Below are 24,713 nucleotides of genomic sequence, written 5' to 3' on the forward strand. Positions count from 1 at the left end.
GGCCGCGTCGTCAGGACACGGCCGGCCAGCCGTCCTTGCCCCAGCTCAGCTCGTTGAGGCCGAGCTTCGGGGTGCCGTTGTCCTCGGCGTCGTAGTAGTGGTACGCGAGGACGTCGCGCCCCTTGTCCTGGAAGACGGACTCGCCGCCGGTGCCGACGAACCGGCCGTGCCCGGCGAGGAGCAGCGAACCGCCGCCGTCCAGGAGGGCCTTGCCGTCCTTGTCGACGTACGGGCCCGTGACCGACGTCGAGCGGCCCACCCGGATCTTGTACGTGGAGTTCACACCGGAGCAGCACGCGTCGTACGAGGCGAGGAGGTAGTAGTGGCGGCCGTGCTTGACGACCGCCGGGCCCTCCACGGCGTACGGGGCGTCGGGGCGGGTGGCGAGGTGGTGGACGGTGGCCCCGGTGATCGCTTTCCCCGTGCGGGGGTCGAGCTCGACCATGCGGATGCCGGTCCAGTACGAGCCGAAGGACATCCAGAGCCTGCCGCCCGCGCGGACGATCCCCGGGTCGATGGCGTTCCAGCTGTCGCCGGTCTCCGAGGAGAAGACCTTGCCGTGGTCCGTCCAGGTGCCCGGGAGTCCGGAGTCGGAGGTCGCGACGCCGATCGCCGAGTGGTTCGTGCCCCAGGAGGAGACCGCGTAGTAGAGCCAGTATCTGCCGTCCCGGTACGAGATGTCCGGGGCCCACGGGTCGCCGGTGGCGTTGTACTCGTACCACCAGCTCGGCGGGGTGGCGAAGGCGTTGCCCTCGTCGGACCAGTCGACGCGGTTCGACGAGAGGCGGGCGCCGATGATCCCGCCGGTGGAGTAGGCGACGTAGCGGCCGTCCTTGAGCTTGACGACGGTCGGGTCGTGGATGATCTGCTGGCCGGTGATGGTCTGCGGGTCCGGGTAACTCTGCGCCGCCTGGGCCGCGTTCGGCAGGAGGGCGAGCATGCTCGCCGCGGCCGCCGCGCCGATCGCCGCGCGCACGGTCGTGGTCACTGTCCCGCCAATCCCGTGTGGGCGACGCCCGCCACGATCTGCCGCTGGAAGAAGACGAACACGATGATGAGCGGCAGGCCCGCCATCAGGCCGCCGGCCATGAGCTGGGCCCACTGGATGCCGTAGGAGTTCATGACGGTCGCGATGCCGTTCGGCATGGTCATCAGGTCGGGGTTGTTGGTGACCATGTACGGCCACAGGAAGTTGTTCCACGACGCGATGAAGGTGAAGATGCCGACCGCCGCGAGGGAGGGGCGGGCGAGCGGGACGACGATGGTGAAGAAGACCCGCCAGCGGCCCGCGCCGTCGATGAACGCGGCCTCCTCCAGCTCGCGCGGGATGCCCTGGAAGAACTTGTAGAGGATGTAGACCATGGCCGCCGGGGCGCACTGCGGCAGGATCATGCCCCAGTACGTGTCGACCATCCCCATCTGCTGGACCGTGGTGAACAGCGGGACGCCGAGGACCGCCGGGGAGACCATGAGGCCGGCCATGACGACGCCCATCAGGACGTTCTTGCCCTTGAACTCCGTGCGGGCGAAGCCGTATCCGGCGAGTGCGGCGACGGCGAGCACGATCGCGGTGACGCAGACGGAGACGACGAGCGAGTTCACGAACCAGTTGGAGACGTTGCCGGTCTCCCACAGCGCCTTCCACGCCTGGGTCGTCCACACCTTCGGCAGCCAGTGCGGCGGGATCTCGGCGGCCTCGGCCTCGGACTTGAGGGAGGTGAGCAGGGCCGCGGCGATCGGCGCCAGGAAGGCGGCGGAGACGGCCACGCCGAGCAGCGTGAGGACGATCTGGCTGGGCGTCCAGGGCCTGCGTGCCTTGCGGGACCCGACCGGTGTCTCGGTGGCGGTCATCGAGTGCCCTCCTCACGGTTGCGCAGCAGCACCATCCGCCCGAGGGCGACGGCCGCGATGATCACGAAGAAGATGATGGACATCGCGGAGGCGTAGCCCACGCGGTAGCTGGTGAAGCCCTGTTCGAGGGTGTACTGCACGAAGGAGCGGGTGGAGAGCTCGGGTCCTGGACCGAAGTCCATCATCACGACGGCCTGGTCGAAGAGCTGGAGCGAGGCCAGGATCTGGAGCGCGACGACGAGCCCCGTGATGTGGCGCAGCATCGGCAGGGTGATGTGGACCATGCGGTGCCAGGCGTTGGCGCCGTCCAGCTTCGCGGCCTCGTAGAGGTGGCCGGGGATGCCCTGGAGCGCGGCGAGGTACAGCAGGAAGGAGAAGCCGACGGTCCACCACAGGGTGGTGATGACGATGGCGAGCATCGCGTACGACTTGTCGGTCAGCCAGGGCGTCTCGATGCCGAAGGTGTGGTTGAACAGGCCGATGCCCTGCGTGAACAGCCACTGCCACATGTTGGCCGCGACCGTCGACGGCAGCAGGAACGGGGCGAAGAAGCACAGCCGCCACAGCCACTTCGCGCGCTCGATGTGGTGCGCGAGCATCGCGAGCAGGAACGCGAGGAGCGTGATGCACGGGACGACGAGGAGCGTGAAGTACGCGCTGTGTCCGAGCGCGTCCCACATGGCCTGGTCGTTCAGGGCGTCGCGGTAGTTGTCGAGGCCGACGAAGCTGGCGCCGTCGCCGGAGATGTTGGCGTCCGTGAAGCTGAGGTAGACGCCACGCAGCAGCGGCCAGATCACGAACAGCGCGAACAGCACCAGGAAGGGGGCGACGAACCAGCCCCCGTGCTGGAAGCCCTGCTTGCGGCGGACGGTGGTGCTCACGACCGCGCTCTTCGCGCGCGCCGGGGCGATGACGCTCTCAGCACTGGTCGTCGTCATGCGACCGCACCTCCCTGCGCGGCGGTCTTGCCGTCCATCGGGTTCTTCGAGGCGAGGAGCTTGCCGAGCTCCGTCTTCATGCGCCGCGCGACGGCGTCCGGCTTGGCGGAGCCCATCGTCGAGGAGACGACCATCGGACCGAGGTCCTGGGCGAGGACGCCGGTGGAGCCCGCGAACCACACCTTGGGCTCGGTGGCCTGGTGGTCCATGGCGCTCACGTACTCGTTCTGCGGGGTGAGCTTCTTGTACGCGGCCGTCGACAGGTTCGGCGTGTACGCGGGGATGTGGCCGCCGGCCGCCCACTGCTGGGCGTGCTTGACGACGTACGCGGCGAGTTCGTGCGCGCCCTCGTTGGTGGCGCCGCCGCGGTCGCCCTGGTGCGGCAGGACGAAGGAGTGCGACTCGGCGTGCGTGGCCTGCTTGCCGAAGACGGGCGGCAGCGGGGTGGCGCCGTAGTCCAGCTCGGCGCCGGAGAAGACGGGCACCGACCAGTTGCCCTCCCAGGTGAAGGGGGCGCCGTTGATGAACTGCTCGCCGGTGGGCGCGCCCGGGATCACATAGCCGTCGGTGACGTGCCGGCGGAGGAACTCCAGGACCTGGGTGGCCTTGTCGGCGTCGAAGCGGACGTCGGTGCGCTCGTCGTTGAACCACTCGCCGCCGAGCTGGGTGTAGAAGGCGACGAAGAACCACCACTGGAAGTTCTGGTCGTTGGTCCACAGGCCGATGGTCTGGAGGCCCTTCTTCTGGACCTTCTTGGCCTTCTTCAGCACGTCGAACCAGTCGGCGGTGGAGGTGGCCTGGATCATCCGGCCGTCGTCGTCGAGCAGGTCCGCCTTCTTCAGGACGTCCTTGCGGTAGAAGCAGAGCTGTACGTGGATGTCGAGCGGCAGGGCGTAGAGCTTGCCGTCGATGATGCCGCGGTTCCACAGATCGGGGTTGTAGTCCTCCTTCCGTACGCCGTACTTGGCGAGGAGGTCCATGTCCCAGGGGTCGAGGAGGCGACCCGGCGAGAAGCCCGCGACCCGGCCGAGGTGCATCACGCCGAGCTCGGGGGCGCGGTTGCCCGCGGCCGCCATGGCGAGTTTCGTGTAGAAGGGGTTGCCCCACTGGAGGGTGGAGTCCTTCACGTCGATGTCCGGATGCTCCTTACGGAAGGAGTCCAGCATCGCGATCATGTTCGCGCCGTCGCCGCCACTGAAGAGGTTCCAGTAGCGCACTCGGGTGTCCGCGCCGGAGGCCAGCGCGTCGGCGCCGGTGCCGAGCGCCGCGAAGCCGAAGCTTCCGGCGACCGTCAACCCGCCTATCCCGCCAAGGATCTGCCTGCGACTCAGGCCAGGTCGTCCCATGCCCTGCCCTTACTGTTGATGTTCGAGATTTCGGCTGCTGCCCGTAACTTCGAACGGGACCGTATGGTTGAAGCGCTTCGACCGTCAATGGGTTGGACACCGAAAAGTTTCGGTCGCGTGACGGCACGGAAAAGCCGCAGCCGCGCCCGCCCGGTGTGCGGGCGGACGCGGCTGCGGCGTGGGTGCGGCCGGGTGTGCGGCCGGCGGCGGCTATCCGAAGGCGGGCTGCGGCAGCCCTGTCCCGCGCCGGGCAGCACCAGCAGTGAACCCTCCAGCGGGGACGGTGAGTTGAGGCCCACGCGGGCCGTGGAGACGTACAGGTCCGTCAGGTCGCGGCCGCCGAACGCACACGCCGTCGGGCGGCGCACCGGCAGCGGGACGACCCGGTCCAGGGCGCCGGACGGCGTGTAGCGGCGCAGGGCTCCGCCGTCCCACAGGGCCACCCAGACGCAGCCGTCGGCGTCGACGGTGAGGCCGTCGGGGAAGCCGGCGCCCTCCTCCACGGTCGCCAACTCCCTGCGCCCGCGCACCTGTTCACTGTCCACGTCGAAGACGTCGATGCGGCGGGTCGCCGTGTCGACGTAGTACATGAGCGTGCCGTCGGGGCTCCAGCCGGTGCCGTTGGAGACGGTGACGTCGTCGAGGATCCCGGCCACCGCGCCGTCGGGCGCCAGGCGGATCAGGGTGCCGCCGCCGGGCGTCTCGTCGTACGCCATCGAGCCCGCCCAGAGCGAGCCGTCGGGGGCGACCGCCGCGTCGTTGCCGCGGCGGCCGGGGACGGGGTCGCGGTGCAGCCAGGCGAAGGCGCCCTCGGGCGAGTAACCGCCCACGCCGTCCCGGAGGTTGACCACGAGACCGCCGTCGGTGCGCGGCTTCGCGGCGCCCACGTGCTGCTCGGTGGCCAGGACCGTGCGGCGGCCGCTGCCGGGCTCGTACGTGTGGACGCGCGAGCCGAGGATGTCCACCCAGATCAGCCGGTCCTTCGCCGCGTCCCAGGTCGGGCCCTCGCCCAGTTCGGCGGTGGCGAGGACCGCCACGTCGGGCGCCGTGGTCATCGGGCCACCCCGCGGTGGCCGAGCCGCTCGGACAGGTCGGCGGCGCCCTTGGTGGCGAGCTGCGCCAGCTCGTCCTCGCGCGCGTCGCTCCAGCGGATCATCGGTACGGAGATGGAGAGGGCGGCGACGACCCGGTTGGTGCGGTCGTGGACGGGGGCGGCGACGCAGGACACGTCCGTGTTCGACTCGCGGCTCTCGACGGCCCAGCCGCGCTCGCGGATGCCGAGGAGGTGCTCGCGCAGCACGGCCGGGTCCGTGATGCTGTTCTCCGTCATGGCGAGCAGGTCGGCGTCGTCCGGGATCCGCGCGGCCAGCTCGGGCTCGGGCAGCGACGCGAGGAGCATCTTGCCGACCGAGGTGCAGTGGGCGGGCAGCCGGCGTCCGGCGGCGGAGACCATCCGCACGGCGTGCGTGGAGTCGACCTTGGCGATGTAGATGACGTCGGTGCCTTCGAGGATCGCCACGTGGACCGTCTCGTCGCAGGTCTCGGCGACGGTACGGGCGACCTGCTGGCCCTCGGCGGCGAGGTCGAGCTGCTCCGCGTACCGGCTGCCGAGCTGGTAGGGGCGTACCCCGAGCCGATAGCGGCCGGGCTGGCCCGGGACCTGGACGATGTAGGAGCGGGCGGCGAGGGTGGTGACGAGTTCGTGCACGGTGGTGCGCGGGAGCTGTAGCTTGCGGACGATGTCGGGGGCGGACAGCGTGCCGTCCCCGTCCAGGAAGAGCTCCAATATGTCCAGAGCCCGGGTCACGGCGGGTACGAGGCGTCCCACGTCCGGCCCCCCTCCAAGTCGAGATGCCGTTGTTCCGTCGACCCGTTTCCGGTGTTCGAGATTTCAACGGTCGGTCGGTATGACGAACATAGGCTAGTCATAGCCGCCTCGACCCGGCAATGGGTCTGCCGAATCCCCAGGACACGGCCTTGATCGCGGTTATACGGGACCGAGTTCGCCGCGCAACCGCCGGGCCCGCAGCACCAGCTCCAGCTCGAAGCGGCGGTCCGGGTCGTCGACCTCGTCGCCCCACAACTCGCGGATCTGGCGCAGGCGGTAGCGGACGGTCTGCGGGTGGACGCCGAGCCGGGCGGCGACCTCGGGGGCGCCGCCGCGCGTCTCCAGCCAGGCGAGCAGCGTCTCGGCCAGCCGGCGCGCGTGGGTGGGGCCGCAGTGGGCGAGGGGGGCGAGGGCGCGCCGGGTCAGGTCGTCGACGAGCTCCTCGGGCTGGAGCAGGACGAGGGCCTGGGTGTGTTCGGTGCAGCGCAGGACCCCGTCGGCGGGGAGCAGGCCGCGCTCCATGAGGGCGACGGCCGCCTCGGCCCAGCGCAGCGACTTCGCGGCCTCGGGCGGGGCGACCGGCGGCCCGATCGCGCCGGACCAGCCGGACAGGGCCCGGCGCAACAGATCGGGCCGGCCCGCCGCGTCGGGGTCGGGGATGACGAGCCGGGGCCGCTCGGCCTCCATGTCGAGCAGGACGTCCGGGCCGACCGCCGGGGCGACGGCGTCACGGGCGGGGCGCAGCAGCACGCCGACGGCGACCTGGTCGGGGACCGGCCAGCCGATGCGGGCGGCGCGCTCGGTGAGCGCCTTGACCGGGTCGGGCGGCGCCATGGCCCGCCCTTCGAGCAACAGGTCCATCAACTTGCGCTGCTGGCGCAGGCGTTCACCCTCCTTGCGGGCGGCGGCCTCGGCGTAGCCGCGCACCGACTGGTCGACGAGGCCGTCGAGGTACTCGTAACCGGACTCGGCGAGTTCGTACATCGCCGGCGGCGGGATGTGCAGCCGCTGCCCGATGTCGGCGAGGCGGCGCCAGGCCAGTTTCACGCCGAGCCGGTACATGGCCTGGAGCGAGTCGAGGCTGCGGCCGTGCAGGGACTGGCCGCGCCCGAACTCCTGGAAGACGGACGGCGGTTGGCCCTCCAGGGGGGAGGTGGTGGCGACATGGGTGAGCTGGTGCACGAAGCCCTCGATGGCGCGCCGGATGCCGACCAGGGCCATCGGCTCGCCCGACTCGTCGAGCACCAGCGGCAGATGGGGGAACTCGCGCCGGATCTCGTCGAGGATGTCCTCGGCGAGCCGGGGCGCCTCGTCCATGGCGAGCGCGGCGAACTGCTTGACCTGGAGGCGCGGCACGTCGCACCAGGCGGATCGCGTGGTGGCGGGCACGGCTCAGCGCCCCTGCCCTGGGGTCTCGTAGGTCACGAGTGGGGTGTTGGGCTGGTCGGGTGTGACGTTGATCAGGGCGAGCACGCCGATGGCGGCGGCCACGGCGAGCGCGGCGCCGGCGGCCGCGGACAGCGCGGCGGCGAGCAGTCGGTTCATCGCAGGGTCAGCCTCTCGTCCGAGATCTGGTCCCCACCCCGTACGCCCCGTACATCGGTTCATCCCCGTCAAGTCCCCAGTCTTGACAGTGCATTGACACCTCGTCAAGAGCGCGTCTACGGTTCCCGGCCCATGACCGGCAGACCACGGGCACACCGTGGTGCCCCATCCATCAGGAGTGCCGGATGAGCCGAACCACTTCCCGTACCGCCTCACCTCTTTCCCTGGTCAGCCTGGGTCTCGGCACGTTTCTGCTCGTCCTCGCGGCACTGCTCGCCTGGTACGTGGAGCCGCGCGCCGAGCGCACGCCGATCGACACCGACACGACGACCGTGTTCACCGGAACCGGGAGTTATTTCGACACCGACAAGATCGAGACGGTGCGCGGCAAGCGCCTGACGATCACCCGGCAGGTGCGCGCCGACGTCGCCGCGAGCGAGAAGAGCGGCCGGGCCGTGTGGGACGTCGTGACGTCCGTCGACACGGCGAAGTCGCTGCCCGCGGCCGATCCGCACGACGCGCTCCAGTGGACCCAGGAGCGCTGGGTCACCCACCGCGCGACCAACGCCCCGGTGCACTGCTGCGGCGAGGAGCCGACGTTCGAGGGCGAGGCGTACCTCAAGTTCCCCTTCGACGTCGAGAAGCGCACGTACACCTGGTGGGACAACACGCTGGGCGCGACCGTCCCGCTCCGCTTCAGCGGCACGAAGAAGATCCAGGGCTACGAGGGCTACCGGTTCACCGGCACCGTCGCGCCCGCCAGGACCGGCTCGCGGCTGGTGCCGGGATCGATCCTGGGGCAGCCCGAGAAGAGCCAGGTGCTGGCCGAGGAGTGGTACGCCAACCACCGTGTCGAGCTGGTCGTCGACCAGCTGACGGGCCGCGTCCTGTACGCGGCGATCGGCCCGCGCAAGACGCTGCGCACCCCCGGCGGGACGAAGGACGCGGCCGTCCTGCTGGACAGCCGGAGGATCGCGTTCACCCCCCGGACCCAGCGCGAGCAGGTCGCTCTCGCCCGGGACGACAACGACCGCCTCACGCTGCTCGGCACGACGCTGCCCATCGGTGCGGGTGCGCTGGGTGTGCTGCTCGTGGCGGCCGGGATCGTCTTCGTCGTACGGGGCAGGGGTGGCCGTGAGCAGCCCGAAGGGCCGAAGCGTCCGGATCCCGATACGTCCCCGACGACCCTGGAAACGTCCACGATGTGACGGTACGTCAGCTCAGCAAAGCCCGAAACTTGTCACGCCGGTGAGTAGCCGCGGCGAACGCCGCGGCGAAAACTGTGCCACCCCACCCCGTGCACAGTCCCCGCACATGCCCAGCACAGTACCCCCCGGTAGCCCCACCCCACGGAACCCGAAGCACCACCCCACCCCCCCCCACAGTTCCGCACCCTGAGACGAGTTGGAGCACCGATGCCCCAGCACGTGCCTTCGTCGCTGCGCACCGCGTCCCCACCCGGCGCGCAGCGGCTTCCGGCAGGTCCCCCACCACCGCGCCGGATCGTGTTCCTCGCCCACCGCGACCTGGGCAACCCGGCCGCGGGCGGGTCCGAACTGCTCGTCGACCGGCTCGCCGACGGGCTGACGCGCCAGGGTCACCAGGTGACGCTGCTGTGCGGCGGGCCGGCCGCGTACCGCGACTACCGCGTGGTGTCGGCGGGCGGCCAGGCCGGCCACTACCTGCGCGCACGCTCGGCGTTCGCCCGTCAGGTCGGCGACTGCGATCTGCTGGTCGAGGTCTGCAACGGCATGCCGTACCTGGCGCCGCTGTGGCACCACGGCCCGACGCTCTGCCTGGTCAACCACGTCCACACGGACCTGTGGCGGATGCGGCTGCGCGGGCCGCTGGCGCCCGCGGCCCACCTCGGCCGAAGACTTGAGCACTGGGCCCTGTCCGGGGTCGCCCAGCGCCGCAATCTGCTCGTCGCCGTCTCGCCGTCGACGGCGAACGCCCTGCACGGCATCGGTGTGGACCCGGCGCGCATCCGCCTCGTCCCGAACGGGGTCGAGGAGCCGGGCCCGCGCGCCGACCGGTCCCCCGAGCCGCTCTTCCTGGCGATGGGCCGGCTCGTCGAGTACAAGCGGATCGATCTGCTCCTGCGGCTGTGGGAGCGGGTGCGTCCGGTGACCGGCGGTCGCCTGGTGATCGTCGGCGACGGTCCGGAAGGCGCCCGACTGCGTCAACTGGCGGGTGCCGGAGTCGAGTTCGCGGGCCATGTCTCCGAGGCCGACAAGCACCGGCTGCTGTGCGAGGCGTGGCTGCTGCTGCACCCGTCGGCCGTCGAGGGATGGGGTCTGGTGATCACGGAGGCGGCGGCCCGCGGCACGCCAGCGGTCGGCTTCGACGTGCCCGGCGTGCGCGACTCCGTCGAGGACGGCGTCACCGGCCTGCTCGCCCACGGCGACTCGTCGTTCGCGGCGGCCTGGTGCACCCTCGCCCTGTCCACGCACCGCCGCGAGCTCATGGGCAAGGCGGCGGAGGAGCGCGCGTCGGCGTACCGCTGGGCGCACTCCGTACGGCAGTTCAGAAGCGTGGCCGCGGAGGCGGTGAGGGGCTGGGCGCCGTGACCGCGGCCGGGTTCAGGGACCCGTCGCCGCGCCGTTCCCTCACGCTCTTCCGCGCGTTCCTGCGCGAGCAGCGCGACCCCGAGGCGTGCTACGCGCTGCTCGCCAGGGACGCCGCCGACCAGGTGGAGGCGTACGGGAAGGTGGCCGGGAAGGTCGTCGTGGACGTCGGCGGCGGCAGCGGGCACTTCACCCGCGAGTTCCGGGCGCGCGGCGCCACGGGCATCCTCTTCGAGCCGGACACCGGCGAGCTGGGCCCGCGGCCGCCGGCGGCGACGGTCGTGGCGGACGGCTATCTGCTGCCGCTGGCCGACGGGTCGGCGGACGTCACGTTCTCCTCGAACGTCCTGGAGCACGTCGCCGACCGCGACACGTTCCTGAGCGAGCTCGTCCGGGTCACGCGTCCGGGCGGCCTGATCTACGTCTCGTTCACCAACTGGTTCTCACCCTGGGGCGGCCACGAGTGGGCGCCCTGGCACTACCTGGGCGCCGAGCGCGCGCAGGCCCGCTACCGGCGCCGCACGGGCAAGGCCCCCAAGCACACGCTGGGCGAGAACCTCTTCGCCCATCACATCGGGCCCACGCTGCGCCATGTCCGCGCCCGCGACGACGTGAGCGTCGTCTCGGCGCGCTCCCGCTACTGGCCGTTCCTCACCGAGGCGGTCGCGCGGGTGCCCGGGGTGCGCGAGTTCGCCACCTGGAACCTTCTCCTCATCCTCAGGCGGTGTCCCCCATGACGACCATGGTCCAGGCCCCACCCGCCGCGGCGACGAACCCGGAGCCCGGTCCGGGCCCGCGTTCGCGCCGCTGGCTGTTCACGTTCTGGGCCGTGCTGTTCGTCGCGTTCTGCGCGGTGCACCCGGGCCGGGCGACGTTCGAGACGAAGCTCGGCGTCGCGCTCGATCCGTGGCGGTTCATCGCGGACCTGGGCCAGTTGTGGCACGACAGAGCCGGGTTCGGCGGGATCGCGGACCAGTACATCGGCTACGCGTTCCCGATGCTGCCGTTCTACGGCCTGACCGATCTGCTGCACGTTCCGGTGTGGCTGGCGGAACGGCTGTGGCTGTCGATCGTCGTGACGGTCGCGTTCTGGGGCGCGCTGCGGCTGATGGAACGGCTGGGCGTCGGCACGCCGCGCAGCCGCCTGCTCGGCGCGGTCGCGTACGCGCTGTGGCCGACGTTCACGATCGTCGTCGGGTCGACCTCGGCGGCGGCCCTGCCGGGAGCCTTCCTTCCCTGGGTGCTGCTCCCGCTGACCAACCCCCTGACGTCCGGCCGCATCTCGGCGGTCCGGTCGGCGCTCCTCATTCCGTTCATGGGCGGTGTGAACGCGTCGTCGACCCTCGCCTCGCTCGTGCCGGTCGGCCTGTACCTCCTGTCCCGGCCGCCCTCCCCCCGTAAGCGGCAGCAGATCGCCTGGTGGATCCCGGCCGTGATCCTGGCGACGGCCTGGTGGGTGATCCCGCTGCTGCTGCTCGGCATCCACGGCGAGAACTTCCTTCCGTACGTGGAGAGCGCGCGGACCACGACCGAGACGATGTCGGCGACGGAGACCCTGCGCGGCGCCGGCAACTGGGTGGCCTATCTGCATCTCGGCGACGCCTGGCTCCCGGCGGGCTGGACCGTGGCGACCGCCGCCGTCACGATCGTCTGCTCGGCGCTCGCGGCCGCGCTCGGCCTCGCGGGCCTGGCCCGCCGCGACGTGCCGGAGCGCCGCTGGCTGCTGCTCACCGTCATGACGGCGGCCCTCATCACCCTCGCCGGGTACGGGGGTTCGCTCGGCGCCCCCTTCCACGGCACGGTGCAGTCGTGGCTGGACGGGGGCCTCGCCCCGTTCCGCAACGTCTACAAGTTCGAGACGGGCCTCGCGCTCGCCCTCGTCCTCGGTCTCGCGCACCTCGTCGGCATCGCCACGGAGTCCCGGGGCACGCGCCCGCTGCGCGTCCGCGGGCACGCCCCGCTGATCGCCGCGATCCTGATCCTGCCGGGCCTGGCGTGGCCGTACCTCAACGGCTCGATCCTGCAACCGGGTTCGTTCCAGAAGCTCCCCACGTACTGGGAGACGACCGCCGACTGGCTGCACACGTACTCGCCCGACTCGCGCGCCCTGGTGGTCCCCGCGACGGCCCACGGCATCTACACCTGGGGCTCGCCCATCGACCAGCCGCTCGACGTCCTCGCGGACTCCCGGTGGGCGCAGCGCGACTTCGTGCCGTTCGGCACGGCGGGCAACCGGCGCGCGCTCGACGCGGTCGAGCAGGCCCTGATGTCGGGCGTCGAAGTCCCGGGCCTCCAGGACTTCCTGAGCCGCGCGGGCCTCTACTACGTCGTGGTCCGCAACGACCTCGATCCGGACCAGTTCGGCTACGTCCCCACGGCCACGGTCAAGCGCACCCTCAGCGAGTCCGGCTTCCACCGCGTCACCGGCTTCGGGCCGATGATCACCGGCGGCCGTATCGCCGAGGACACGCCGACGCAGGTCGAGGGCCTGTACCCGCGCACCCGCTCCGTCGAGATCTACGCGCCCGCCACCGCCACCCAGCGCCCCGGCCAGGCCGGACTGCTGCCGGTGCGCAACACGGCGGAGGTCAGCGGCGGCCCCGAGTCGCTCCTGCCGCTCTCCGCCGACCCGTCCTTCCGCGACCGCCCGACCGTGCTGACCGGCGACAACCACCCCGGCATCGGAACTCCCGCCCTGCGTACGGCGGTCGACGGGCTGCGGCGCGCCGACACCCGGTTCGGCCTGGTCAACACCAACACCTCGTACCCGTACACCCCGAAGGAACGCAACAGCCCCGACGCCGCGCAGAACCCGGGCGAGGAGCCGAAGCAGCTGCTGCCCACCAAGGGCGGCGGCCACCAGACGACGGCCCGCATCGAGGGCGCGCGCTCGGTCACGGCGTCGTCCAGCGGCAACTGGCTGCTGTACCTCCCCCAGTTCGACCCGGTGAACGCGTTCGACGGCGACCCGGACACGGCGTGGGCCGAGGGCAGCCCGGACTCGGCGAACGGCGAGTGGCTGCGCATCGACTTCGACGGGCCGACCGACCTGCCCACCACGCTCGCCGTCACCCCGCTCCCGCAGGACGGCGTACGGGCGGCGCCCACCCGCATCCGTATCGAGACGGACAAGGGCTCGGCCACCGCCACCCTCCAGCCGGACGGCGAGCGGCAGCGCGTCGACTCGCCCGGCGGTACGGCGAAGTGGCTGAAGGTGACGATCCTCGACACCCAGCGCGTCCGCCCCGGTGTGACCGGCGCCGGCTTCTCCGACATCGAGATCCCGGGCGTCGAGGCGACCCGCTCGCTCGTCCTGCCCGCCGACTCCACGCGGGCCGACCGGTTCACCTTCCACCGCGCCACGGGCGACGGCGCCCTGACCCTCACCGACACGGAGTCCGACCTCGACCGTGTCTTCACCACCGAGTCCTCCGGCCGCTACACGTTCGAGGCGACGGCCACCCCGACCCCCACCGCGGCCCTCGACAAGCTCCTCTACGACGTGGCTCCCGACCAGCGCCGCGCGATCACGGCGACGGCCGATTCCACGGCGCGGATCGGCACGAACACCTCGGCCCGCAATCTGACCGACGGCGACCTGACCACGGCGTGGATCGCCGGCGACGACCCGACGATCCACCTGCGCTGGCCGGACAAGCAGCCGGTCTCCACCCTCGTCCTGCCCGCGGCCGGCGGCCTGTCCACCCGGCCCGAGAAGATCGAGATCAGCAGCCCCGACGGCGCGGCGGTCGCCGGCGTCGACGAGAACGGGGTCGCCCACTTCGACCCGATCACCACCGACCGCCTCGACGTCACCGTCACGAGGACGGCGCCGCTCAAGGTCTACAACCCGATCGCGGACGAGGACCTCCAGCTCCCGGTCGGCCTGACCGAGGCCTACATCCCGACGCTCGACAAGTACCGCGTCCAACAGCCCACTCCGGAGCGGGAGTTCAAGCTCCCCTGCGGAAAGGGCCCGGCGGTCACGATCGACGGCACCCGCCACCGCACCTCCGCGCGGGGCACGCTCCGCGACCTCACCGAGCGCCGCCCGGTCGACGTCACCCTGTGCGACACGCTCACCCTCCCGGCCGGCGAGCACACCCTCACCTCGTCCGGCGGCGGCGCGCTGGCCCTCACGGACATCGGCCTCACCCGCTCCGCGACGGACGCGGACGAGAGGACGACGCCCACCACCCGGGACCTGAGCATCCAGGACTGGCGGGGCGACCGCCGCCAGGTCCACGTCGGGGCGGGCGAGGCCACCTACCTGACCACCTACGAGAACGCCAACGACGGCTGGAAGGCCACCCTGAACGGCAAGGAGCTCACGTCCCTGCGCCTGGACGGCTGGCAGCAGGCGTGGCTGGTCCCCGGTGGCGCGAGCGGCACGGTCAAGCTGTCGTACGAGCCGGCCGGGACGTACGACATCGGGCTGATCGCGGCGGGCGTGGCCCTGCTCGCCCTGGGCGCCCTGGCCCTGTGGCGCCGCGAACCGCCCGAGCACCCCGAGCTCCCCGCGGAGCCACCGGCGCCCGGCTGGATCCTCGGCACGGTCGTCCTCACCCTCGTCGGGATCGTGATCGCGGGCCCGTGGGCGGCGCTCGTCCCGGCCCTGGCCCTGCTCGCGTGGAAACGCCACGCGCTGCTCGTACCGATCGCGTTCCTGGCGATGACGGCGGCGGGCGTCATCGCGGCGACGGGCGCGGGCCATCCGGTCCGCGAGGGGCAGGGCGCGTACAGCACGGCGGCCCAACTCCTGGCTCTGATCGCCTTGTTCGCGGCCCTGGTCACGCCCTACGCCACACGAACCCGCACCGATCAAGCCTCTCCGGACGCCGTGCGAGCCCCTCCGACGATCGAGGAGCGGAGTCCGGGACAGAGCACCGCGACCCGCACCCCCACGCGGGGAACCGCCTCCGGACAGGGCAAGAACGCCGACGACGGGACCGCCCCATGACAACCCTGGACACCCCCCGGACCCGCGCCCCCCGCAGGGTCCCGTTCCCCACCGTCGACGAGATCGCCCGGCACTGCCTCCAGGGCGAGGAACCCGAGACGGTGCACATCGAGGTCCACCTCACGGGCCGCCTCGACCCGGACCGCCTGACGACCGCGTTCACCGAGGCGCTGCGCCGCCATCCGCGCATCCTGATGCGGGAGGCGCACCGGCCCTGGTACGCGCGGCGTTACGAGTGGGAGCTGACCGGCGACCCGGACGTGCCGCCCGTGGCGTTCCCCGAGGCCACGCCCGACGCCCTCAAGGAGGCCCGCGTCCGGGCGCTCGCCGAGGCCCCGCCGCTCACCGCGTCGCCCCCGATCCGCCTGGAGGCGGTCGCGGACCCCGCGTCGGAGTCGGGCGCCACGGTCCTCTTCCTCACCATCAACCACACGGCTCTCGACGGTCCCGCGTGCCTGCGCGTCCTCGCCACCGCCGCGGAACTGTACGGCGGCCGCGACAACGCGCCCCCGCCGACGCAGCCCCCGCCCGCCGCGACCACGCCGCCCCCGACCTCCCCTCGACCTGGTCGCGGCCGGCCCGCGTCGCGCACGGCACACCCGAGCCGCGCCCCGGCAACGGCCTCCTGGTCTGCGAGCTGCCGGTGCCGCGCCGCCCCAAGGGCGCCCCCTACACGGTGAACGACCAGCTCATGGTGGCCACGGCCCGGACCCTCGCCGACTGGAACGAGGAGCACGGCACGGCCCCGAGCCGGCGCAGGCCGCTGCGCATCACGATGCCGGTGGACGACCGGCCCCGGGACGCGTCGATGCCCATCGGCAACGGCACCCGGCTGGTCGAGGTGCCCTTCACCCCGGCCGATCTGCGCCTGCCGACGCCCCGCCTGCTGCACCTCACGTCCACCCGCACCACCGCCCTGAAGTCCGTGCCACGACCCCAACTCGGCCATGGCGCCGCTCTGTTGACGGCGCCGTACGCGCCGGTCGCCTGGCGGGCGGCCGCCACCCGCGCCCTGCGCACGGCGGCCGCGCCCTGGACATCGACGACCCTGCTCAGCAACATCGGCCGCATCCCGTACCCGCTGGACTTCGGGGACGGCGGCCGGGCGAGCGCCGTGTGGTTCTCGGCGCCCGCCCGGATGCCGCGCGGCCTGACCTTCACCACCGCGTCCACGGCGGGCCGTCTGCACCTGGCCCTGCGCTGGTCGCGCACGCTCCTCGGCCACGGTGACGGGGCGCACCTGCGCGACCTGTTCGAGCACCACCTCCGCACGACCCAGGAGGAAGCCGAGGAGGCACCATGACGAGCACGCTCCCCGGGCTGCGGGACTTCTACGAGAACCCCGCCGTCCCGGTCGCCTCGGGCACCCCGCGCACCCTGCGCCAGACCCGCGTCCTCGCGACCGCGCTGACCGGGACCCGGGCCGCCACGGTCCTCGACGTGGGCTGCGGCGACGGCTCGGCGGCGGCGGTCGCCGCCCGGCTGCTGCCCGGCCACCGGCTGATCGGCGTCGACTGGTCGCAGGACGCCCTGCGCCGCGCGGCGCCCCGCGTCCCGCACGTGGTACGGGGCGAACTCACCGACCACGGGCTGCCGTTCAGGGACGGCGCCGCCGACGCGGTCCTGCTCTCCGAGGTCGTCGAGCACCTCGTCGACCCGGACGCGGCGCTCGACGAGATCCGCCGCGTGCTGCGCCCCGGCGGCCATCTGATGCTCTCCACACCGAACCTGGCCGCCTGGTACAACCGCGCGCTGCTCCTCGCCGGAGTCCAGCCGGTCTTCTCCGAGGTGAGCCTGCGCGCGATCCACGGCCGCCCGGGGACGGAGGTCGTCGGCCATCTGCGCCTCTACACGGCGCGTGCGCTGCGCGAGTTCGTCGCCGCGTCCGGCTTCGAGGTCGTCCGCCTGACCGGGGCGCCCTTCCACGGAGTGCCCCGTGCGCTGCGCCCCCTGGACCGGCTCGCCTGCGCGGCACCCGCCCTGGCCTCGATCCTCCTGCTGCACGCCCGAAGGACGTGACCGGCGATGCCCGCCGTGGCATGGGGAGTCGGCGCGGCGCTCCTCGCGAACACCCTGTACAGCGTCGGCTTCGTCCTGGAGAAACGTGCCCTCACCCGGCTGCCCGAAGTGAGCGTGCGCCGCCCGGCCCACCTCCTGCGCCAGGTGGTCACGAGCCCGCTGTGGCTCGCCGGTTCGATCGCCCTGGCCTCGGGGTTCGGCGCCCAGCTCGCCGTCTACCGGACGCTGCCCATCGCGGCGGCGCAGGGCATCTTCGTCTCGGGTCTGGTGCTGCTCCTGCTGCTGTCCTCGCGCCTCCTGGGCGAGCGCACCAGCGGCCGCGAGCGGTACGCGATCGGGGCGATCCTGGCGGCGCTGCTCATGGTGGTGCTCTCGCTGCGCGACGCCGGACAGGGCCAGGAGGCGATCGGCGGCCGGGCCCCGGCACCGCTGATCCTCACGGTCTGCGTCCCGTCGCTCGCCGCGGGCCTGTTCCTGTACGCGTCCGCGGAACGCAGGGCCCGCCACCGGCACCGGCTGCCGACCACGGGCGTCGAGTACGGCGTCGCGGTGGGCCTGCTCTACGGGGTGAGCTCACTGGCGATCAAGGGCGTGTCCGGGGTGCTCCCCGACGTGCCCGCCCTGTTCACGTCCCCCTACCCGTACCTCCTGCTGTGCACCGGGGCGTGCGGCCTCGTCATGTCGCAGGCGGCGCTGCAACGCTGCCGGGCCTCGCTGATCGTGCCGGTGTGCACGACGGTGACCTGCCTGTTCACCGCCGTACTCGGCACCCTCGCGTTCGGCGAGTCACTGCCGCACGAACCGCTGCGGCTCGCGCTGCGCGTGGCGGGCACGGCCCTCGCGGTGGCCGTGCTCCTGCTGATGCCGAAGCACGACCCACCCCCCGCCTCCGCGTCCTCGTCCGACCCTCACCCCACCGGAGTTGCCGCCCCATGACCCCCGACGACCCGCTGCTGAAGATCCTGGCCTGCCCGCTCGACAAAGGCCCGCTGCTGCTCGTGCCCGACGACGGCGCGCACGGCCAGGCCCTCTACAACCCGCGCCTGCACCGCCGCTACCCGATCGTCGACGGCATCCCGCAACTGCTGCCCTCCTCCGGCGAGCAGCTCCCCGAGGACGTCCACGAACAGCTCCTCAAACAGGTGGAGCAGGCGGGCCGGGCGACCCCATGACGACGCTCGCCGCCCGCCTCGCCCCCTACCTCCCGGCCCGGCTGACCGCCGCGGCGGCCCGTGCCCTGTACCCGCGCTTCGAACCGGAGCTGGCCCGCCTGGCCGACATGTCCCCGGCGGGCGGCACGTTCCGCACGGCGGTCGACGTCGGGGGCTGGTACGGGCCCTGGACCCACCGCCTCGCGGCCCGCGCCCGGCACGTCGTCACCCTCGAACCGGTCCCGCACCTCGCCCGTACGCTCACCGCCTCCGCACCCTCGAACGTCAAGGTCGTCCGGGCCGCGGCCAGCGACCGGCCGGGGACGGCGCCGCTGTGGCAGCCGCCGCACGACGAGCGCGGCGAACGCGGCGTCTCGTCCCTGGTCCGCCGCGCGGACCTGCACGCGGAGACCGGCCACCAGGTCACCTGCGTCACGCTCGACGAACTCGCCCTGCGCGAGGTCGACCTGATGAAGATCGACGTGGACGGGGCCGAGCTACAGGTGCTGCGCGGCGCGAGCGCGCTGATCGCCCGCGACCGCCCGGCCCTCTTCATCGAGCTGGAGACCCGTATCCAGCCGATCGCGCCGGTCGTCGGCCATCTGCGGGCGCGGGGCTACGAGGGCTGGGTCCTGCCGGCGGACAGCTGGCTCCCGCTGCCCCGCTTCGACCTGGCGGCCCACCAGCGGGGCACGGCCCACATCGCGTCCCAGGGTCTCCTGCGCCGGGCCCTGACCCCGTCCGCCCGCCGCCCGCGCTATGTGAACTCGGTCCTCTTCCTTCCCGACGGGCGGGTCCCCGGCCGGGTGCGCGACCATGGGCGGCATGCCCCGTCGCCCGCCCACCGGACCCGCTGAACCGTTCACGCCGCTCCACTTCCAGCTGGTGCTGCTGCGCCGCATGGCCGACCACAATCCGCACCTGGTCGAGACGGCCCGCGCCGACCTCGGGGTGTCCGTCGCCGACCTGCGCGAGGCCAATCGCCGCTGGCAGGCGATGCTGCGCGCGCGGGGCGGCCGCTCGGCGGTCTCCCGCTACCGCGCGATCCTCGGCGCCCCCGAACAGCGCCTGACGCGCCGGATCGGCGACATGGAGTGCGAGGCCCTCCTGTGGCCGGTCCCGCTCTGGCCCGACCTCCGCTTCGAGGTGCTGCTGTCCCCCACGGGCGCGGTCTGGAACGAGTGGCTGATCCGCGCCCCGGGCGCCCCCGGACCCGCCCTGCGCACCCTCGACGATCTGACGCCCTGGTCCTGCACGGTCGACGAGGCGGCTCGCGCGTTCCCTCCGGCCCGCCCGCTGGAGGGCTCGGCCCCGACGAGGTGGGGCCTGGCGTTCACGGCGCCGGACGCGGCGGGGGCGGGGCGTGCGGTGCGCGCGGAGTTCACCTGGGGGCTGCTCCAGCGGTGGTCCCCGGCCTGAGGGACCCGGCGTCGGCGCGGCCTCACATCCGGGATCGCAGCACGTCGACCTCGCAGCCCGGCGCGAACGGGTCGAAGCCGTGCTCGGCCAGCCAGCGCACGGCGAGCAGGCTGCGCAGCGACCACCAGGCGTGGATCACGTCGAGGTCGACGTCGGTACCGTACCCGGCGATGACGTCGTCCAGGTGTTCCTCGTGCCCGAGCGTGAAGGTGGCGAGGTCGTACAGGGCATCGCCCCGACCCGCCTCGGACCAGTCGATGATGCCGGTGACCTCGTCGCCGTCGAGGAAGACGTGCGCGATCTGGAGGTCGCCGTGGGTGAACGCGGGCGTCCACGGCCGCAGCGCGGCCTCGGCGGCCCGGCGGTTGCGGGCGACCAGGCCGACGGGCAGGAGACCGCTCGCCACGAGCCGCCCGCACTCGTCGTCGAGTTCCGCCGTCAGCGCGGCGGCACTGCGGCCCGCCCGGCCCGGCCGGGGCGGCAGCGGCGCGTCGTGCAGCTTCCGCAGGGCGGCGCCCGCCGCGGCCCACGCCGCCGACGACCCGGTCGCCGGCCCGCCGAGGCGGCCGAGTGTCGCGCCCGGGACCGCGGTGATCGCGAGCACGGGCGGCTTGCGCCACAGGACCTTGGGGGTCGGCACCGGCGCGAGGGACATCGCCTCGACCTCGGCGTCGATCCGCGCCTGATCGGCGTCCACCTTCAGGAACACGTCGCCCACGCGCAGGGTCGCGCGCTCGGAGTGGGCGACGACGACTTGGACCTCATCCATGGGAGCCATCGTCGACCACTCTCCCGGCCGGTGCGCCGGAATTCCCTTCCCTCGGAGGGAGGTCGCGCGTTACGGTGCGCCGATGTCCACGATCAGGAAGATCCAAGTCACCTTCGACTGCGCGGAACCGGAGCGCGTCGCCCGGTTCTGGTGCGAGGTGTTGGGGTACGTCCCGCCGGAGCCGCCGGAGGGGTTCGCGAGCTGGGACGAGTACAACCTCTCCCTGCCCGAGGAGAAGCGGGACGCGTGGTTCGTCGCCAGTGACCCCACCGGGGAGGGGCCGCGCCTCTACTTCCAGCGCGTACCGGAGGGCAAGGTCGCGAAGAACCGGGTGCACCTCGATGTCCGGGCCGGCACCGGGCTCGTCGGGGAGGAGCGCCTGGCCGCGCTCCAGGCCGAGTGCGACCGGCTGATCAAGCTCGGCGCCACGCACCTGTACACGCTCCTCGCCGACGAGGAGAACGAGTCGTGCATCACCATGCAGGACGTCGAGGGCAACGAGTTCTGCCTCGACTAGGGACGTGCGATCCGGTAGGCACGTGCCGTCGGATCGGCAGGCACGTGCCTTGCGGCGCGGTCGTCCGTGGGGGCGGCGGGGTTCAGCCCGCCGCCTTCACCATCGCCTCCGCGACCACCGGCACGGACCCCGGGTGCACGGCGCCCAGGAACAGGTTCGGTTCGACGAGTTCCAGCTCCATCACGCAGGGCCGGCCGTCCGCACCGTCGACCAGGTCGACCCGGGCGTAGAGCAGCTGCTCGGGGCCGCCCGGTACCGCCGCCAACGCCCGCGCCGCGACATCGAACTCGGCCTCGGTCGGGTTCCACGGCTCCAGGGACGGGTGGGCGACCTTGCGGGCGTCGAAGGCGACGCCCGGGGCGAGGACGGCGCCCTTGCGGATGGAGTGCAGGAAGCGGCCGCCGTAGAAGAGGACCGCCCGCTCGCCATCGACGTCGATGCCGTCCACGTACGGCTGCACCATCGCGGTCAGACCTTCGGCGTGCATACGGGCCAACTGCCGCAGCGCGACGTCCCGTTCGGCGGGGGTGTAGCGGGCGGCGTACCGGGCGCCCGCGCCCGTCGTCGGCTTGATGACGTAGTCCCGGTCGGTGGGCAGCTCGGGGACGTCGCCGGGGGCCACGTAGGTGGTCGGGACCGTGGGGACGCCGTGCCGGGAGAGTTCGCCGAGGTAGCGCTTGTCGGTGTTCCAGCGGATCACGTCGACGGGGTTGGCGAGCCGGGTGACGGTGGAGCAGCGCACGGCCCACTCCAGGAACTCCGCGCGCCGCCAGCTGTAGTCCCACGTGGACCGGAGCACGGCGAGGTCGAAGGAGCCCCACACGACGTCGGGATCGTCCCAGGACACCACGGCCGCCTCCGCTCCGGCGCGCCCCAACTCCTCGGCGAGCAGTGCCAGATCGCGGTCGACGGGCTGCTCGGGGCCGGGCCGGTAGGTGACCAGGGCGATGCGCGGCATACGGAACTACTCCTCGATGGTGCCGGTTCGGTCGGTCTCGCCGACGGGTGACGTGACCATGGTCCGAGGCTAACGCGACGCCCGTCCAGGCATGTCCCGCCGGCCCCCCGCCGCGAGCACCGCCATCACCGCGGCGGCCCCCACCGCCACGGCGAACCCGCCGTGCGCGCCGCCCGTGTCCACCACCCGCCCCGCGACGGCCGCCGCCCCGGCCGAGCCCGCCGCGCTCGCGGAGTTGCCCCACGTGAACGCCTGGGTGAGGACGGCGCGCGGTACCGACGCCTCCGTGCGGACGGAGGCGAGGATCAGCAGGACCGGTACCGCGAGGCCGGTCAGGGCGAGGGTGGCGCCGATCGCGAGGGGCGCGTCGAGGAAGGTCAGCGGCAGGCCGAGCAGGCACAGTCCGGCCGCGGCGGCGGTCTGCCCGCGCCGCGGCGGCACTCCGCCGCCCCAGGCCCCGTACGCCCAACCGCCCAGCAGGTTGGTGCAGTTGGAGGCGGCGTAGAGGGGCGCCGCGATGTCCGGCGTGCCGCGCCCGGTCGCGTACGCGGCGACGGACACCTGCATGGCGCCGAAGAACACCCCGAGGACGAGGCCGAGCGCGGCCTGGCGCAGGAACGCGGGGCGGAGCAGGGCGCGTCCGGCGTGCCGGCGTTCGGCGTGGCCGGTGGGGGCGGCGCGGTGCGGCGCTGCGCGACGAGGGCGAGTCCGCCGCCGACCACGAGGGCGGCGGCGAGCAGCACCCCGGCGTCCGGCCGGCCGGCCGCGCCGAGCACGCTCACCAGGGCCGGGCCCGCCAGGTAGGAGACGCCGTTGGCGAGGGCCTCCAGCGCGAAGGCGGTGGGCAGTGCGGCGGCGCGTCCGCCGGACAGCAGCGCGGACCAGCGGGCCGCGGACAAGGCGCTGAGCTGGGGCAGCGTGGCGCCGATGAGCGCCCCGGCGACCAGGTCGGGGGCGGCGCCGGTGAGCAGCAGTGCCACCGAGACGGCGTGCGCGGCCAGCGCGGCGGGCACCACGCGTTCCTGCCCGAACCGGTCGACCAGGCGGCCGAGTTGAGGGCCGACCAGGGCGTCGGCGACGGCGAACCCGCCGGTGACGAGGCCCGCGGCGGCGTACGACCCGGTGCGCGCGTGCACGAGCCAGACGAGCGCGATCCCGGTCATGGCGATGCCCACGCGCCCGACGGCGGCGGGTACGAAGAAGGCGGCGGCGCCCGAAGTGCGCAGCAGTGAGCGGTAGGTGGCCGGAGCCGAAGACACGGAGCGTCCCCTTCGCCGCCCGGCGGGACGCGCCACACGGGGCCGTCGGCGTCCGGATGGGCCGACCCGTGGCTGCGACTGAAGCCGTCCAGTGGTGGCGTGGAGCGGGGACGCGCGCCCTACGCCGACTTCTTCACCGGGCAGATGTCATAAGGAAGTTGGGAGTCGAGAGCGTAGACGAAGAGGCCGCGTAAGCGAACACCGGAAGCGAACAAGGGAGCAGTTGTTCCCTGGAACAGGTGATCGTCGCTCCAGAGTTTGCATGCGGCGCCCGAGAACAACGATGCTTACGGGGCGCAAGCAACGGGCTGCAGACCGTAGCGAACGCATCGCGATGCAGTGCACGTCCCACACACATGCAACACCGCTAGGAGAACGCGCCACCATGAACCTCATCACCGACATCCTCGCCGGCCTCGTCCACTTCGTCGGCTGGCTGGTGTAACGGCGTCGGACGCCGAAGGCGCCGTCTCCCCCGGTCCCACGGGGAGGCGGCGCCGTGGCGTTTCCGGAACCGGTCAGGCGGCGGCCCGTAGCTCCCGCAGCCGCGGCGCGACCTCCAGGTGCGCCCGGCTCCCCGAGAGGATGAACTCGTCGATGCCCGACTCCGCGTAGCCGCTGAGCCGTTGGACCACCTCGTCCACCGCGTCGCGGTCCGTGAGCGGGACCCGCAGGGCGAGCCGCAGGGACGGATTGCGGTCGCGCACCCGGGCGACCTGCGCGGCGACGGCCGCCGGGTCCTCGCCCGGTTCGCTCCACAGGATGTGGACGTCCGCGCGGCGCACGGCGACGTCCTCGGCGGCCGGCGAGGCGCCGCCGAAGTACAGCGGCACCTTGTACGCGACGGCGGGGTCGGCCAGTTGGGCGCCCTCGACCTGGACGTGCGCGCCCTGGAAGTCGATGCGCTTGCCGTCGAGGAGGTCGCGCAGCGCGGCCATCACCTCGTCCGTGCGGCCGTACCGCTGGTCGTGCGTGGGCCGATCGCCGTGCGGCCGCCGACCGTCGGAGTCCGTGTCCGTGCCGGTGATCACGTTCAGGCCGAGCCGGCCGCCCGCGAACCTGCGGAAGGCGTCGGCCTGTTGGGCGAGGACCGTGGGGCTCGCGAAGCCCGCGCGACAGCTGATCAGGAAGCTGATGCGTTCCGTTCGGCGACACAGCGCGGGAGCGAGCGTCCACGGGTCGGTACAGCCGGGTCCGACCGGGGTCAGGAGCGAGCCGAAGCCCGCCTCTTCGGCGGCGCGGGCCACCCGCACGAGGCGTCCGGGGTCCCGGCCGTCCCCGCCGGTGGGCAGGAGCCAGTGCAGCAAAGGATGATTCTCGGGCATGGGAGGGCACCTCGGGCTGGGTCGACTGCGCGGCGGCTGTGCTCGGGAAACGGCGAGGTCAGGTGGACTGACAGAGCGCGGTGGAGACACGCAGGAGATCCACGTGCCGACGCGAGACGAGGACGAGGCCCATGCCCGCATCCTGTCCGCGCACGGCCTGTCACGACAACCCATGTCCCGCATCACGGACATCCACATCTCATCAGACGGACAGAGGTCCGGCGCGGAGACCTCGCTCCGCACCGGACCCCGGCCCGTGGA

The 24,713-nt window shown here is 72.9% G+C and carries 22 protein-coding genes and 3 pseudogenes; 11 read left to right on the forward strand and 14 right to left on the reverse strand.

Annotated elements, in window-relative coordinates; all coding sequences use genetic code 11:
• Window positions 1-10: 10 nt before the first annotated feature.
• From V2W30_RS12635 to V2W30_RS12670, 8 genes and pseudogenes are all read right to left on the reverse strand, one after another.
• Window positions 11-940 (reverse strand): arabinan endo-1,5-alpha-L-arabinosidase, encoded by a 930-nt coding sequence (locus V2W30_RS12635; protein WP_338703581.1) that lies wholly within the window; start codon window positions 938-940, stop codon window positions 11-13.
• A 44-nt stretch (window positions 941-984) separates the two neighbouring features.
• Complete coding sequence (locus V2W30_RS12640; RefSeq protein WP_338696188.1) at window positions 985-1,851, reverse strand: carbohydrate ABC transporter permease; 867 nt, start codon at window positions 1,849-1,851, stop codon at window positions 985-987.
• A complete protein-coding gene (locus tag V2W30_RS12645; protein ID WP_338696189.1) occupies window positions 1,848-2,789 on the reverse strand; it encodes a sugar ABC transporter permease in 942 nt (313 codons plus the stop codon). Before V2W30_RS12645 ends, V2W30_RS12640 begins: the two co-directional genes overlap by 4 nt.
• On the reverse strand, window positions 2,786-4,135 hold the full coding sequence (locus V2W30_RS12650; protein WP_338696190.1) for an extracellular solute-binding protein: 1,350 nt from the start codon (window positions 4,133-4,135) through the stop codon (window positions 2,786-2,788). Before V2W30_RS12650 ends, V2W30_RS12645 begins: the two co-directional genes overlap by 4 nt.
• A 221-nt stretch (window positions 4,136-4,356) precedes the next feature.
• Window positions 4,357-5,190, reverse strand: a pseudogene (locus V2W30_RS12655) (SMP-30/gluconolactonase/LRE family protein); the annotation flags it as partial.
• Window positions 5,187-5,963 carry an IclR family transcriptional regulator gene (locus V2W30_RS12660; RefSeq protein ID WP_338696192.1) on the reverse strand — a complete coding sequence of 259 codons (777 nt, stop codon included), beginning with the start codon at window positions 5,961-5,963 and terminating at the stop codon, window positions 5,187-5,189. The gene V2W30_RS12660 and the pseudogene V2W30_RS12655, both read right to left, overlap by 4 nt.
• 159 nt (window positions 5,964-6,122) lie before the next feature.
• Entirely contained in the window at window positions 6,123-7,352 is a 1,230-nt protein-coding gene (locus V2W30_RS12665; RefSeq protein ID WP_338696193.1) for a helix-turn-helix domain-containing protein, read from the reverse strand.
• A 3-nt stretch (window positions 7,353-7,355) separates the two neighbouring features.
• The gene (locus V2W30_RS12670; RefSeq protein WP_338696194.1) at window positions 7,356-7,508 is read right to left on the reverse strand and encodes a hypothetical protein; all 153 of its coding nucleotides are present in this window, start codon (window positions 7,506-7,508) and stop codon (window positions 7,356-7,358) included.
• Between the two features lie 185 nt (window positions 7,509-7,693).
• Between V2W30_RS12670 and V2W30_RS12675 the strand changes: the two genes are divergently transcribed.
• The 10 genes and pseudogenes from V2W30_RS12675 to V2W30_RS12720 all read left to right on the forward strand — a co-directional run bounded on the left by V2W30_RS12675 (window position 7,694) and on the right by V2W30_RS12720 (window position 19,624).
• The gene (locus V2W30_RS12675; protein ID WP_338696195.1) at window positions 7,694-8,716 is read left to right on the forward strand and encodes a DUF3068 domain-containing protein; all 1,023 of its coding nucleotides are present in this window, start codon (window positions 7,694-7,696) and stop codon (window positions 8,714-8,716) included.
• 207 nt (window positions 8,717-8,923) lie between these two features.
• Window positions 8,924-10,078 (forward strand): glycosyltransferase family 4 protein, encoded by a 1,155-nt coding sequence (locus V2W30_RS12680; RefSeq protein WP_338696197.1) that lies wholly within the window; start codon window positions 8,924-8,926, stop codon window positions 10,076-10,078.
• Window positions 10,075-10,812, forward strand: coding sequence for a class I SAM-dependent methyltransferase (locus tag V2W30_RS12685; protein WP_338696199.1), 738 nt, complete (start codon window positions 10,075-10,077; stop codon window positions 10,810-10,812). Before V2W30_RS12680 ends, V2W30_RS12685 begins: the two co-directional genes overlap by 4 nt.
• Window positions 10,809-15,035 (forward strand): alpha-(1->3)-arabinofuranosyltransferase domain-containing protein, encoded by a 4,227-nt coding sequence (locus tag V2W30_RS12690; RefSeq protein ID WP_338696201.1) that lies wholly within the window; start codon window positions 10,809-10,811, stop codon window positions 15,033-15,035. The genes V2W30_RS12685 and V2W30_RS12690 overlap by 4 nt, the downstream gene beginning before the upstream one ends.
• Window positions 15,032-16,338, forward strand: a pseudogene (locus tag V2W30_RS12695) (condensation protein). Before V2W30_RS12690 ends, V2W30_RS12695 begins: the two are co-directional and overlap by 4 nt.
• Window positions 16,335-17,054 (forward strand): class I SAM-dependent methyltransferase, encoded by a 720-nt coding sequence (locus V2W30_RS12700; RefSeq protein WP_338696203.1) that lies wholly within the window; start codon window positions 16,335-16,337, stop codon window positions 17,052-17,054. Before V2W30_RS12695 ends, V2W30_RS12700 begins: the two are co-directional and overlap by 4 nt.
• Window positions 17,055-17,060: 6 nt before the next feature.
• Window positions 17,061-17,973: pseudogene (locus V2W30_RS12705) on the forward strand (hypothetical protein); the annotation flags it as partial.
• Between the two features lie 13 nt (window positions 17,974-17,986).
• The gene (locus tag V2W30_RS12710) at window positions 17,987-18,226 is read left to right on the forward strand and encodes a Trm112 family protein (protein WP_338696207.1); all 240 of its coding nucleotides are present in this window, start codon (window positions 17,987-17,989) and stop codon (window positions 18,224-18,226) included.
• The gene (locus V2W30_RS12715) at window positions 18,223-19,062 is read left to right on the forward strand and encodes an FkbM family methyltransferase (RefSeq protein WP_338696209.1); all 840 of its coding nucleotides are present in this window, start codon (window positions 18,223-18,225) and stop codon (window positions 19,060-19,062) included. Before V2W30_RS12710 ends, V2W30_RS12715 begins: the two co-directional genes overlap by 4 nt.
• Entirely contained in the window at window positions 19,031-19,624 is a 594-nt protein-coding gene (locus V2W30_RS12720) for a hypothetical protein (protein ID WP_338696210.1), read from the forward strand. Before V2W30_RS12715 ends, V2W30_RS12720 begins: the two co-directional genes overlap by 32 nt.
• A 22-nt stretch (window positions 19,625-19,646) precedes the next feature.
• Here V2W30_RS12720 and V2W30_RS12725 read toward each other — a convergent pair whose 3' ends face one another.
• Window positions 19,647-20,393 (reverse strand): phosphotransferase family protein, encoded by a 747-nt coding sequence (locus V2W30_RS12725; protein ID WP_338696211.1) that lies wholly within the window; start codon window positions 20,391-20,393, stop codon window positions 19,647-19,649.
• Window positions 20,394-20,475: 82 nt separating this feature from the next.
• Between V2W30_RS12725 and V2W30_RS12730 the strand changes: the two genes are divergently transcribed.
• Window positions 20,476-20,910: a VOC family protein gene (locus V2W30_RS12730; RefSeq protein WP_338696213.1), complete on the forward strand. Its 435-nt coding sequence runs from the start codon at window positions 20,476-20,478 to the stop codon at window positions 20,908-20,910.
• An 82-nt stretch (window positions 20,911-20,992) separates the two neighbouring features.
• On the opposite strand, the gene V2W30_RS12735 is transcribed toward V2W30_RS12730, so the two are convergent.
• The 5 genes from V2W30_RS12735 to V2W30_RS41575 form a co-directional block, all read right to left on the reverse strand.
• The gene (locus tag V2W30_RS12735) at window positions 20,993-21,868 is read right to left on the reverse strand and encodes a hypothetical protein (RefSeq protein ID WP_338696215.1); all 876 of its coding nucleotides are present in this window, start codon (window positions 21,866-21,868) and stop codon (window positions 20,993-20,995) included.
• Window positions 21,869-21,937: 69 nt separating this feature from the next.
• Window positions 21,938-22,309 carry a hypothetical protein gene (locus V2W30_RS12740; protein WP_338696217.1) on the reverse strand — a complete coding sequence of 124 codons (372 nt, stop codon included), beginning with the start codon at window positions 22,307-22,309 and terminating at the stop codon, window positions 21,938-21,940.
• Window positions 22,246-23,127: an MFS transporter gene (locus V2W30_RS12745; protein WP_338696219.1), complete on the reverse strand. Its 882-nt coding sequence runs from the start codon at window positions 23,125-23,127 to the stop codon at window positions 22,246-22,248. Before V2W30_RS12745 ends, V2W30_RS12740 begins: the two co-directional genes overlap by 64 nt.
• A 518-nt stretch (window positions 23,128-23,645) precedes the next feature.
• Window positions 23,646-24,452: an LLM class flavin-dependent oxidoreductase gene (locus tag V2W30_RS12750; protein ID WP_338696221.1), complete on the reverse strand. Its 807-nt coding sequence runs from the start codon at window positions 24,450-24,452 to the stop codon at window positions 23,646-23,648.
• Between the two features lie 58 nt (window positions 24,453-24,510).
• Window positions 24,511-24,585: a putative leader peptide gene (locus tag V2W30_RS41575; protein ID WP_425244678.1), complete on the reverse strand. Its 75-nt coding sequence runs from the start codon at window positions 24,583-24,585 to the stop codon at window positions 24,511-24,513.
• Window positions 24,586-24,713 lie beyond the last annotated feature (128 nt).

The organism is Streptomyces sp. Q6 (genome assembly GCF_036967205.1).
Classification (GTDB): domain Bacteria; phylum Actinomycetota; class Actinomycetes; order Streptomycetales; family Streptomycetaceae; genus Streptomyces; species Streptomyces citrinus.